The organism is Emticicia sp. SJ17W-69 (assembly GCF_051209875.1).
Taxonomy (GTDB): domain Bacteria; phylum Bacteroidota; class Bacteroidia; order Cytophagales; family Spirosomataceae; genus Emticicia.
In genome coordinates this window covers 4559232-4572518 of the sequence record NZ_JBNTQY010000001.1, presented here as the reverse complement: position 1 = coordinate 4572518, position 13287 = coordinate 4559232, and the positions used below count along the sequence as shown (strand labels likewise).

General features: G+C 31.0%; 10 protein-coding genes and 1 pseudogene. 3 read left to right on the top strand and 8 right to left on the bottom strand.

Annotated elements, in window-relative coordinates:
• Positions 1-45: 45 nt before the first annotated feature.
• From ACQUQZ_RS18675 to ACQUQZ_RS18665, 3 genes are all read left to right on the top strand, one after another.
• Positions 46-315 carry a DUF3127 domain-containing protein gene (locus tag ACQUQZ_RS18675; RefSeq protein WP_435356603.1) on the top strand — a complete coding sequence of 90 codons (270 nt, stop codon included), beginning with the start codon at positions 46-48 and terminating at the stop codon, positions 313-315.
• An 87-nt stretch (positions 316-402) separates the two neighbouring features.
• Positions 403-2430, top strand: a complete 2028-nt coding sequence (locus ACQUQZ_RS18670) for an ATP-dependent helicase (RefSeq protein WP_435356602.1) — start codon at positions 403-405, stop codon at positions 2428-2430.
• A 216-nt stretch (positions 2431-2646) separates the two neighbouring features.
• Entirely contained in the window at positions 2647-3903 is a 1257-nt protein-coding gene (locus tag ACQUQZ_RS18665) for a hypothetical protein (protein WP_435356601.1), read from the top strand.
• A gap of 2 nt (positions 3904-3905) precedes the next feature.
• On the opposite strand, the gene ACQUQZ_RS18660 is transcribed toward ACQUQZ_RS18665, so the two are convergent.
• The 8 genes and pseudogenes from ACQUQZ_RS18660 to ACQUQZ_RS18625 all read right to left on the bottom strand — a co-directional run bounded on the left by ACQUQZ_RS18660 (position 3906) and on the right by ACQUQZ_RS18625 (position 12975).
• Complete coding sequence (locus tag ACQUQZ_RS18660) at positions 3906-4832, bottom strand: hypothetical protein (protein ID WP_435356600.1); 927 nt, start codon at positions 4830-4832, stop codon at positions 3906-3908.
• Positions 4833-4836: 4 nt separating this feature from the next.
• Entirely contained in the window at positions 4837-6111 is a 1275-nt protein-coding gene (locus ACQUQZ_RS18655) for a hypothetical protein (RefSeq protein ID WP_435356599.1), read from the bottom strand.
• Entirely contained in the window at positions 6108-7211 is a 1104-nt protein-coding gene (locus ACQUQZ_RS18650; RefSeq protein ID WP_435356598.1) for a hypothetical protein, read from the bottom strand. Before ACQUQZ_RS18650 ends, ACQUQZ_RS18655 begins: the two co-directional genes overlap by 4 nt.
• A gap of 49 nt (positions 7212-7260) precedes the next feature.
• On the bottom strand, positions 7261-9051 hold the full coding sequence (locus tag ACQUQZ_RS18645; protein ID WP_435356597.1) for a DUF262 domain-containing protein: 1791 nt from the start codon (positions 9049-9051) through the stop codon (positions 7261-7263).
• 198 nt (positions 9052-9249) lie between these two features.
• Positions 9250-10023 carry a DUF2971 domain-containing protein gene (locus ACQUQZ_RS18640; RefSeq protein WP_435356596.1) on the bottom strand — a complete coding sequence of 258 codons (774 nt, stop codon included), beginning with the start codon at positions 10021-10023 and terminating at the stop codon, positions 9250-9252.
• Positions 10024-10264: 241 nt separating this feature from the next.
• A complete protein-coding gene (locus tag ACQUQZ_RS18635) occupies positions 10265-11155 on the bottom strand; it encodes a hypothetical protein (protein WP_435356595.1) in 891 nt (296 codons plus the stop codon).
• A gap of 702 nt (positions 11156-11857) precedes the next feature.
• Positions 11858-12430 (bottom strand): annotated as a pseudogene (locus tag ACQUQZ_RS18630) (AbiV family abortive infection protein); the annotation flags it as partial.
• Positions 12431-12489: 59 nt separating this feature from the next.
• Complete coding sequence (locus ACQUQZ_RS18625; RefSeq protein WP_435356594.1) at positions 12490-12975, bottom strand: hypothetical protein; 486 nt, start codon at positions 12973-12975, stop codon at positions 12490-12492.
• Between the last annotated feature and the right edge of the window lie 312 nt (positions 12976-13287).

Sequence of the window (13287 nt, the reverse complement as noted above, 5' to 3'; positions counted from 1 at the left end):
CCTTATAATGGTAATTGTTTTGGTTGGGTCAAAACAAACACTCCAATGTATTTCAGTGGACAAATCACAGAAGTCCTTCCAATAGTGGAAGTGACTATAAACAATGAATCGAGTAAAAAAGTAGAGTTTTTACTTGAAATTGAAGCTGGCAAATTCCCTAAATCTATTGTTATAGAAGTATGGAATGATAAAGTAAATAATCCGAACATAGCTGTCGGAAATCATGTATCGGTGCAAGCTAATGTCAAATCAAGAAAAGTTGGGGATAGATATTTCAATAATATCACTGCTCAAAAAATTGATTTAGCTAAGTAGAAAGCCACATTATGAAGGAAAGTGTCTAATTTTAATTCACGAGTTAGGCATTTTCCTCATAATACATAAATTCAAAGTTGAAGAACGATGACAGAGCTTAATGAAAATCAAAAAAAAGCGGTGGAGTTTGGTGGAAAACACCTACTATTATTGGCTGGGGCAGGTACTGGAAAGACTAAGACAATTATTGCTCGTGCTATTGACTTGATTTCTAAAGGAGTACCCTCTAACAAAATCCTTATTCTTACTTTTACCAAGCGTTCGGCTCAAGAAATCGTAACCAGAGTTGAATCTGCTTTGGGGGTTAGTCAGTCGAAAAGTTTATCTGGTAGTACTTTCCATTCTTGGTGTAATCATCTATTACTTGCACATCCGAATGTATTTGGAATCAAAGACTTTATTATCATAGATGAAGATGACCAAATAAATATTATGAAGCTGATTTGCGGCAAGAATAGTCTACATTTTGAAAATCTTAGAATAAAACCCCAAGAATTGGTTGATATGTATTCTTTTGCACGGAATACTAAGTTGAATCTTACTGAGACTATCAAAATCAAGTTATTATCTGACCTCAAGGGTGAAGAAGCTGAAAAAATGTTGCTACAAATAAAACCAAGTATTGAGGCAATTCTAAGGGGTTACGAAGCTAAGAAAAGAGAGAGAAACTATCTTGATTATGACGATATTTTGCAAATCGTAGCTAAAACACTGCAAAAAGATGAAAATGCGAGAAAAATTATTTGTCGTAAGTATGAGCATATTTTAGTGGACGAAATGCAAGATACGAACCCATTACAGTGGGATTTACTCAGCCCATTTCAAGAGTTTTGCCATTTGTTTTGTGTAGGCGATGATGCACAATCAATTTATTCTTTTAGAGGCGCTGATTTTAAAAATATCCACAATTTCAAAGATAATGTGAAAGAATCGGAAGTGTATAAACTCGAAGATAATTACCGTTCTACACAAGAGATTCTGGACTTGTCAAACTGGCTCTTAGAAAAATCACCACTCAATTATGATAAAAAATTAAGAGCCGTAAGGGGAGCAGGTATTATTCCACAATTAATAAATGTTGAAAGCGACTGGGAAGAAGCGTATTTTATTGCAGATAAAATTTTAGATAATTTTCATCATAAAAATAAAGAATTTAAGAGCCATTTGGTATTATCAAGGTCTCAATTTTACACTCGAAGCTTGCAAGCGGTTTTTATTGAAAAGAAAATTCCATTTATTACTTATGGTGGTAGGGGGTTTATGGAATCAGCACATTTAAAAGATTTATTTGCAGCTTTAAGGGTGGTTAATAATAAAAATGATGAAATCGCATGGATTAGGTTTCTTACTCTTTGGAAGGGGATTGGAGATGTACGAGCATCAACTTATCTTGAAAAAATGCTTGGCTTAAGTAATATGGAGGAATGTATCAGTTGGTTGCAAACATTATCTGGTTTAAGCGAACAAAAACTTACGAAAACCTTAAAAAGTATTTTTGATAATAGGCATAATTTAGTACAAGCCGTACATCAAGGGTATGAGGAGTTAAAAGAGCAATTATCTGTTAAATACTTAGAAGATTGGGAAAACAAGAGAAAGCCAGATTTCCCAGTATTAGAGGTATTAGCAAGTAAATATTCTAATCTGGGTGAATTTATTACTGAATGTTTGTTGGATAATTCAGTGAAAATCAATAATTCCCCAACATTACAAAAAGCAACAATTGAGCAAAGTGAAAATAAAGATAAGGTCATCATTTCCACCATACACTCAGCCAAAGGTTTAGAAGCCGATACATGTTTTGTGCTAAATGTTTCACCAGCACAATTTCCACTAACTTATTCCATAGGCAACTTGGATGAAGTGGAGGAAGAGCGAAGGATTTTGTATGTTGCTTTAACAAGAGCCAAAGATGAATTGATAGTAACACGTACAAAAAAATCAATCTATGCTGAAAATTATCAACTTGAAAATCAGACCGTTGAGAGTTATTTCCTTAATGAATTACCTGAAAATTTAGTCGAACAAAAAACAATCGGAATAAGAAGTTGGAGTGTCGAAGCCACTGATAATCAGCAAAATAATGTAGTAGATTTCGGCATGGATTTTTCATGAAAAAAGTTATACATATAGTAACCCAACCAAGCTAATTGCGTATTTAAGCTATTATTTTGGTTGGGTCAAAAACAATTATGACCTATGGGACACAGAATATGTCTTTTATGAATAAAAAACAAGGGCAAAATAAAGGTAGCTCTGTAAAATTAAAAATATTTTAAAACCTTGGGAAAAGTGTTTATTAGTTGATAAGTTTGTGTAAAAAAATTAGATATGCAATTTGTCCACGAAAATATTGGTACAGCTAAGGATAATTTAAAATCTCCTATTCACAGTTGGTATAAATTTACCGCAGGATTTTCGTATAAATTGATAGATACATTAATTGATAGCAACCTTTTAAAACAAGATGACATGATTTTTGAGCCATTTGCTGGTTGTGGGACAACATTAGTGCAGGCTCAAAAAAGACAGATTAGAGCGATTGGGAATGAAGGGCAGTCGTTTATGTACGATGTTATTAAAGCAAAATTGAATTGGAATTTCGATGATTCCATCATGCAGAAAAGACTGGTCAATATTATAGATTTTGTTCAGAAGAATGAGAGTACACTCACAACCCAATTTATCAACCCTCTCTTATATACACTTTACACCTCAGAAAATTTAGCACAGTTATATTCTATTAAAAGTTATATTGAGGGAATAGAAGATGAAGAAATTTATTTGTTTTTTAAATTAGCACTAAGTCAAACGTTACATAAATGTAGTATAAACCCAATATCTACTCCTTATATATCAAGAAGTAAGGTTCTACAAGATGTTAAATGTTTGGATGCTTTCTATAAGATAGCAACTACAATGTTATCAGATTTAAAAACTTACAGTTCGTTAGAAAGAACATCTAAAATTTATTTACAAGACTCTCGAAATATTAATTCAGAGATACCATCGAATTCTTGTGATACGTGTATTACATCGCCACCATACCTTAATAATTTAGATTACGGAGAAGTATCAAAAGTACAATCTCATTTTTTTGGAATTACATCTAACTGGAACGATATAACTCAAAAAGTTAGAAAAAATTTAGTAACTGCATCAACTACACATTATGCAGAAAATAAATTTTCTCTTGAAGAATGGAAAAGTTCTGAGTTTTATCAAAAAAACAACAAAGTTGCTGAACAATTAATAGAATACTATCATCAAATTATTGACAACAGAAATGAACGCAAAGGGAATAAAAGTTTCGATATAATGATGTTACTTTATTTTCAAGATATGTATAACGTAATTAAAGAAATTAGACGTGTTTTGAAAACAGGAGGTAAAACCTTTATGGTACTTGGTGATTCCGCTCCATACGGCATTTTTATTCCAACTACTGACATTTTAGGTGATATTGCCAAAAATGCAGGCTTCAATTCTTATGAAAAGATTAAGATTAGAACCAGAGGGACTAAATGGAAAACACTAAAGCATCGTCATAGTTTGGAACTTTCTGAAAACATTTTGATTTTGGAATAGTCTTAAATATCAGTTAGCTTGAAAACTATTGTATATCTAAACCAGTCTAAAGGATAAATAGTGTTGCCCGGAGGTAAAGCTACTGTCACTTTTTTACCTTGTTGAACATTAGTATTAGTTTGATAATCTCTTAAACAATTTTGACCGATTTGGAAGACTATTTTCTGTAATTCATTATTGTCACCGAATTTCACAAGTAATAAATAATTGCCTAAACAAACTTCTTCTTTAAGGTCCAATGCAATAACTCTATTTTGATAGTAATTAATACATTTTCCAATAGCTGCTTTTTTTTGGAGTCTATCTTTGAACCACTCCATATATTGTAAATTCGATGGATTATTAATTTTGTTTATTTTAATGAAGCAAATTTGTTTTAATTTATCAGGTAATAATGAATTATCTAATGAAAGTTCCAAGTTTGTAACTTCTCCATTAAATCTACTATCTCTACTTAAAAGGGCTGATGATTGAGTAGAATATGCCGACAATAGTATCAATATATCTTTACTTGCAATTCGAGTATTTATTTGCAAATATTGAACAAAAGCAAAAAAGTCACTTTCTAACGTTGCATTATCCATTAAATTATAGTTTATAATTCCTAACTCTTCTGCCTTTTCAGAAGCAACAGTAATCATTTTTTCAACTTTTCTTCTAAGCTTTTTAGTGTTTTTGATACTGTGTTTTTGAGCTTCTTTGTACGAGCGATTGTTTTTTACACAGTCTGTAATCCACGTTTGTTGCCTAATAAACTCGTTTTGCTCCCACAAAGCATAATCAGATGTTACTAACTCTATTTGAGGATGAGAAGATAGGTCTGACAAAAAATTTTTAACTATATTGTCAGGGGTGATAAAAGCATCAATCAAAACATTTGTATCAACAAAAACTCTTAATTTTAAATCAGTTAGTTGGATAGATGGCATTTTGTTAAAAGTTTATATCAGCAAGTATTTCACTTTGAATAGGAATCTGAAAATTTTTACTATCGGCAGCTTTTTCTATTACTTTATTACAAAGTTTTATGAGTCCTCTTGCATTTCCCTCTGTTTTTCGAATCATTTCTGTTAGTAGTAATTCTGAAAATACATTAGGCGTTTCGACTTCGGATGACTTTTTTGCAAAGTTTAAATAGTTGTCTATCATTCTTTTTCCCGTTTCCATATTGAGTGAATTTAATTTTATTTCTACACTTACCAATCTGTCGAACAATTGAGGTGATTCTGGTTTTATGGCTTGAAGGGCATCTTGAGTTATTGAGGTAATAACCGCCCAATTTCTCTCCTTATTTATCATAGTACTCAGCGTATTGATATAATTTGTTAGTTTTGCACCTTTCAATGTTGCAAAATTCTCAAATTCATCAATGAAAACATATAACATACCATATCCATTTTTCTGTAAAATTTTAACGAGGCTTTTCAGAAATAAAAATTCTTTATTTTGGACATCTTTCGTTGTAACATAACCCGTTAATACTTCCCAATTATGATTTGGAGCTTTTTCAGGAAAAATCAATCCAAGATACCTTTGAGCAATTGAAATATCATTAGTGATTTGAAAATCATGATTTGAATGTGTAAGTATATTTTGACAGTCCTCAAATAGCTTATTTATATTTCCACGAAGACGTTTAACTTTTTCATAAAAGACCAAAGGATTGCCTAAAATTTCAGGTCTAAACAATTCTTCCTTGTCTGTATCAGTAAATAGAGATGTTTTGAAATACGTTTCAAAAAAGGAGTCTTTATTTGATATTAAATAGGGGTAAATACAATACCAAATCATTCTCCGTAAATTATCTGGCTGCAAATCCTCAATGATTTTAGTAATAATGTTTAGTGGCTTTTCTTCGGGTCTATCTATGAATGCGGTTAGTGAACTAAAATCTACTGATTTGTTTATAGAGATGTCATTTATTTGACGTTCTATATATTTCATTAAGTGTGTTTTACCAGAACCATAAGAACCAACTATTGTTAAGCCTGCATAATCCCCTATATTGCCATCGTTAACATTTTTTTTGTAAGTATTGGTAATGAAATAACCTATTTTTTCAAAAATGTCACTATCAACAGGGTCTAAATGCGTAAACTGTGCGATTGCAGCAGCGGGAAAAGGATTAAATTTCAATCCTAATTTAGCATACCTGTCTTCAGGATTTTCATTCAGTTTACCAATTAAACTTTGCTGAAAAGTATTCATATCTTTTTGTTATTAATTGTTAAATAGGTTCTTAGAAAATCATTATAAATTATGAAAAGTTCTTGGTGAAAATTATCACTTCGCCTTTGCGATTCGGCGGAGTATCTCAATACTTGATACGAACTTCTCTCCAAGGTAAATTCTTGTCTTTTTTCTTCAAACAATCGAATTATTAGTTTTTTTATTACTTCTGTTGGCAATCGATATTTAAGAGCAGTTTTGTATATTATTTGCGGAATCCATATTGCATTATAAGATTTAGAATTGTCTCCAAATGTCGTTTTAATAAATATTTCAAACTCTTCAAGGGATATTTCTACTAACGATATAGGATAATGCATCTCCCAGTTCCCCTTTTTAAAACCAAACTCTTTCAAAATAGGGATTCTATTTATTACTTCTAATTCACAAAACCAACTCGGCAAAACAAATGTTACTAACCTACTATAATCATTGGTCAAGGTTAATTTTCCTTTTTTATTGATTTTCTCTTCTTCGTATGGAATAGTCCAATCTTTATTATCTATAGTTCTATGTAATATTCTTGCACCTTTAGATGTATTGTCTTTCATCAGATAGAAAGGTTTTCCCTCTCTTTGAATGTATTCTACTGTAATATCGGAGATTTCTTGTGTTTCAAAATTTGTAAACCACCATAAGTAATCTTTTGCTCTACTGTAGGAGAAAATTATAGACAAAAACTCTTTTTTCTCAATATCATTTAACTCTAAAGATTGTTTTTCAGTAGAAAAATCTCTTTTTTCATTTTCTTTAATGAGATTTTTTTTTTCCTTACTAAAACTATCAAAATTAACACTTAGCAGAAAGTTATTGTCTTGAGAAATTAATCCAAGAAAAATAGACGCATGTAAATATTCAAGTTTTAATCTATCTTTCTTCTTGTTTTTATCATCACTCCATTGTTTTTTTGGTGGTTTGATGATATTTTGCTCCATTTTTTCATAGAGTTCTTTTTTAGTAATAGGTTGCCTATTAACATAGATGAAGATATCTCTAATCGTTTTTAGATTAAAAGAATACAGAAAAGTCCATTTTTTGTCTGAAACTTTTGTAAAAGGTAGTGGTTTTATTTCTTTCAATTTAGTTTATTCACGTTAATCTACTACATATAGCAAATTTATATTTTATCTACCACATAGCCAGTATGTCATTCGCCAAATTTGTTGTCCGTTGATTTATTTTTTGCTCATTCCAAACTTTGTCACCATTATCATAATTGTCTAAAATGTCAAAACGAGTAATTCCCAAATCTGCATAATGTCTGATTCCTCTTTTTCTTCCTTCGCCCTCAATCTTTCTACTGAACTCATAGTTTCTTAGTGATGTATTTAAAGAACTGTTTAGTAAAGTCAGATTTCCAATTGAGTAGATTTTTGAATATCGTTCTCTTTTAGCAGCTTCCTTGTCCATAATAATATTTGAATTAGAATCAAGGATATCAACATCGCCCCAATACTCTTCCCATTTTTGAGGCATGATATGTTCTAATGAATAATTGTATTTTAGTTCTTTAACTGATTGTTTACTGTCATTTGCTCTACGATAAAGCTCAACCCAAAATAAAAGTAGTGTTGCGTTTTTGTTGGAAATGCTGGAAAGTCCATTTAAAATCTCATCTTTGGTGTGTTCTGAAATTTTGATGTCAATATTTGAATTGTCTTTTATAAACTCCTTACACATTTTATTGTAGCTCTTCGTTTCTGATTTTGTAATCATCCGTCTTATGATTAGCGATTCAATCTTGTGTAATTCCTCATTTAGCTTACTTTCATTTTTGTCATACTTGTAAAATAATGAGAGAATATAAGGATGGAAAGTTGAAATTTCACACACACTCAAAATATGAAAAAGTCGCGAACTGTCTTGGTAACTAAACAAGCTACTACTATTAAACACAAGGATTTTTTCTCTAAATAGTTTCGCATATTTTGAAATTTCTTCTATAAATGCTTCTAAATCAACCTTGCTGATTTTCAGAATGAATGACTTATACAAACTGGAAAGGTCTGACAAGGTATGTTTGTCTGGGTCGAAAAACCCTTTTATCACAGAAATAGAGTGAAGCAAAATTTCTATATTATCTCTCATCAATCTACCTGTTGCTCTTGGAGTGTCCCAAAAGTTAATTGCATCCTCATCCATCAAAAATACATTTTCCCAATGGTCTTTGTATAAAGCTTCTACCTCTTCAATACTATCAAAGAGGTCTAAAGCTTTCTGAAATAATGCATTCTTAATAATATCAGCACTACTCAGCCTAACACCAGCACTATTAATTGTGTCAAAAATAGCTTGCTCGTCTTCTTTTTCAGACAAGTCAATCACTACTAATATTTTATTTTCTTGGTCAAGAAGTCGATTAAATAACTCTAAACGATTTTCAACTGAAGTTTCTTTTAGTTTATCAGAGAAGTATTTAAAGCATTGTAAAACTTTATTTGATTTTGAAGTTGTCTTGGTGGCAGGATTTTCAACAACAATAGCATCATATTCATCTTGAGGAATTTCGTTATTAATAACTTTCTGATAATATTTTTTGTCAATTTTTGAGTGTTCAATTTTTACAAAAAAGTTTTTGTCGGTTTGATTCTTTTTAAAGAACAAATAATTTCTGATTGATGAGTCACAATTATTTTGTGTTTCTTCATCAAAGCTATTGTATAGTGCTCTTAACAAAATGCTCAATGTTGTAAGCCTTTGTTGTCCATCAATTACAAGAACTTCTTTGGGCTTACCTGTTTGTTTTTCAAGTTGTTTTAATATAAGGGAACCTAAAAAGTGGCTCTTTTTAAAGTCTAATAAATCACTTATAATATCTTCCCAATTTTCTATGTTCCAGACATAGCCTCTTTGAAAAAAAGGGATTCTAACCAGTCCTTCATTACCTAAAAAGGTTAATGACATTGCTTCTGCTTTCATCTATGATTGATTTTTGTAATAACATGATTTTTGTGCTACAAGGTATAGTCATAACCTTGCCACTTACGGTTTAGGACTTGACTTTGTAAGTGTAATAGATTTTTTTCATCTCAACTATAACAAAAGTCAGATTTAAAAACTAAAGATAAGGATTTGCTCGTATGTCACTATAATGCCAAACCCCTAAAAGCTGTAGTCTTATTTCCAAAATGTTTTTGAATAAAAGGTTCCGTCTTTATGTTTTTGGAAATGTACTTCATAGGATTTACCAAGTGTTATGCCGTAAAATACCTCAATTTCAGTATTTCTACAGACTGAAAATATTTTATTCTCTATCTCTTTATCAACTCTCGCACCTATATAAACAGACTTGATATATTTTTTGTGTATTGGAATAAACTCTGTGTCTTTGTCGCTTAAGAAAACAATTCGATACTCTTTTTCATATTTCCATTCTGATTGCTTGTTAAACATAACTTTTCTAACTTTCGAATTGACATCCTCAAGTGCTTTAATAGTTGGTGGTTCATCAGAATAATTTACTTTACTAAAAACAACGTAACCTTTTAATGTTTTTAAGTATTCAAATAACTCTGGTTTATACTCGATACAAATGCCTTTGTGATTATTGGTGTAATGTGACCACATTAAATTGTTCTTATTTTCTTCCGTAAACGAGCATAGAGCTATTGTTTGAGCCACTGCATTTCTTAGTTGTTGTTCTATGTACCAAGTGTAACCATCGTGTTCCAACGTGTGTTTCTGCCAACTTTTAAAATCTTCGAATGTGCTACCTGGATTATTTCTGTAATATTGTTCTTCATGTCCCTCTGCTAATGGGTCTAAGTCCAAATTAAACTTAAGTTCATACGGGTCATTAAGATTAAAGGCTGATGACAATTTTATTGTTGCTTGTTCACCAACAAGTTTGTCAATAATGTCGTCTGATGGTATTGTATAAAATTTAAACATTGTTTGCTGTGTGTTAATATTACTGCTCACAGAAAAGGCTTGACGTTGTTAGGGAATTCGAGTCCCGTTAGCCCATAATCAGAGTTGATAATTGCAATATTGCTGATGTTTTATTCATAAGCTAAATTAATAACTTGAAGCAAAATAAAGTATAAATATTGAACCCATATCCGTCTGTCCTAATAATGCCAAACCTAATGTTGGTTGCTGGACTCTTTCGGTCAAGAACTAAATTAAGTATTCAAAATTTGGGATGATAAGTTATAAGGTCCTTCGTTAAAAGTTCTAAGAATGTCTTGGAAATAAATTTATGCCAACTCTCTGTAAATCCTTTAATTGTTTGGTATGAATAAACAAAGACTGGGCTTACTGCTTGACCTTTTTCCTTTATTAACCTTTCATTGTAGTGAACTGGAATGTCTCCCTGAATTTCACTATTAAATTCATAGTAGATTCCTAAGTCGTTGTAATGAGTAATTGTGTCTCTCGGTGCCACAGCAATTTTTATCCAATCAAAATATTCGGCGTGTATGAAAGCCATCAAAGAGTCTTTTTCTTTTTTAGCATTAACAATATACATAAAGCCATCATATTTATCTTTTTCTTTTTTATAACGTCCAAAAGTTGTGTGTGGTGAAATACCATTAAAGTAGTATGAAAAGAAACTTACAAATCTATCAAGTCCAGCTTTTATTGACATTAACAATGCTTGAATTTCAATTTGATATTTAATTTTCCGCAAAGTATTAGAATCTCTTGGTTCATCTTCGTCTAAGTCATATTTTATATCGTCCCAAAGAAAGTCTTTACAGTAAAAGTCAATGTAATTATTGTAATGGTGAAAAGGGGCAATAAGTGATGGATACATCGTATCGATTAAAGTAATTAAATCCACATAAATATTATTATCAATTGGTATTTTTACTTCTTGTCCATTGATACGTGTAGAAAATTCTTTTTTGGGAAATTTCTTTTGCTCTTCTGGCGTCATTCCTTTATCATAATAAGACATAGAAATACGTCTAAATTCTGTTAGTAAAGAGTCAAGGTCATACTTGCTTGCAGTTATATCGTCAGAAAATTTCTTTCTGTTTTGTTCTGCTTGTTCAATATCGCTAAAAATGTCATTCATGATTTAAGTAAGTGTCTTTTTACCCTTGCAGCCAACTCCTAAATATGCGAAAGTTTTATCGTACTTTTTGTATTTATTAGGACTATTACAATATTGTATTATACTTTTGATGTAATATTTTATAGTATTATAATAGTGACTATATCACAAAAATTAGTATTATCAGCAATACTACAAATTAAAAGTGAATCAGCATTTATTATTTTGATAAGTTTATTATTCGGTAATAAAACTTCATAATCCTATGATTTTGTACCACTAAACAGGTTTTCTCATTTCTTAGAACAATACAATTTAGAATCCTGTAAGTAACGGCGATTATGTAGTAGAATGGGTAATATGATAACCTTAAAGTAGCTCCATTCGTTGTAACTGGAGACAAGTTTAGTTTACAAGTGACCCAATTTCCATTAGATTATCAGATTAGTTGATGCTATTGAAACGGAACAAAATATTGAAGAAGTGATGATTATACCTACCCAACCAAAACAATGCCCGTATAGGGGGGGGGGGCTGGCTTAGTTGGGTAGGTTTTATTAGGGTTTGAAGAAATATATAACTGTTGCAAGCCACCTAAAATTTAAAGCAATCAACAAAAAGACCTCGGGATGTCAATATATTTGTTTTTTGGAAATTTTGGATTTTTGGAAGTAGTTGTGCAACAGTTACCTGTGTTACCTGCTGCCTTTTTTCAATATTGTCTCAAATGATGGTGTTCTCTTTAGTCAACTTCGGTGTCGCCATTTTTTTTAATTCGTTATGTAGTTCTTCGGTTAAGAGTGCATCTTTTTCCTCAATGTCAAAATGATATTCATAAAACTTTTTCATTTCGCATCGGTCCTTTAAATAGTCAGTTAAAAGCGAGATAAGCTGTATAGCGTCCAATTCTTTTATTTGTGTTGGCAAAGATATTTTACCATTAACATCAATAACCTTTTTGGTTTTCTTAAGCCCAACATACGTTGCTTTTTGTTTCTTTAACTTTAACTCTCCTTTTTCAATCATTGTTATAAACTTTGAACTGTATTCCCTTGAAATGCCCCACCCAAAAAAGGCTTTCTGTTTTCTTGGATGAAAATATAATAGGTTCAACCATTCTTGTTCAAATTCCTTATCAGGAAAACCCTCATTTGAAATTGAATAATAATAGCGTTCCACCCAATAAGATTTAATAAATTCTTCAAGAGCTAAAACAGCTAATTGGAAAGCTGATGGACAGGATTTGTTATTATACAGCAAAATTGAATCAAAGTATAACCTCAAGCCATTTTTGAATGATTCCGCTGCATTTTTTAAAACTTATATGTGGATAGTTGTTCTCTCATCATTTTTTTTTAGATATTTGTTCTGTTATCCTTAACATTTAAAACTAATAGTTCCAAATCAGTCTTATATGTGTGTCCAATTTTTTCAAAGCCAAATTTCGTAAGAATATGAGCCATCGAAGGTTTGCGTGTAGTTGCAAACATTTGTTTTTCTCCTATGATTTTAAAAAACTCTGTTAATAAACTCTGACAAAGCTTTTGCCCTTCATGTTCAGGGTTTGTAATTATGTAACCTAACTCTTTAAGACTGTCAATATTCAATTTGTTAGCTCGTGCTAACTGAAACACGCTGTCTTTGTATGATTTCAATGGATTTTTCAAAGTGACAGAACTAAGTATAATACCATTTAAAACGTATAATGCAATTAAGTCGGCTGTTTCAATTCCTCTCTCTATATAATGTCTTTGAACTTGGGCACCCTCTTCAACCAAATTGATAAGTTGATTTAACAAGTCTTTGTTTATATTGGTTGGTTTGTCAATTATCGTCTTCATTAATTTGTAACTAATTCCTAAAAATACGAATGTTTTGTTGTACTTTTTGTATTATTATAATAGTGTCTATATCTCAAAAATTAATATTTTCAGCAATAGTACAAATTAAAAGCGAATCATTTTAGTAATTTTATTATTCGGTTATGTAACGGTATAATTCTATGAATGTGTACTATAAAACAGGTCTCCGTATGTCTTAGAATAAAACAATTTACAGTTCAGCTTGGCTTTGGTGAATACTTTAATAACTCATCACGAAGCTTATACCACACCCAAGCAAAACAATTCCCATATATGGGTTCTGGATTGGTT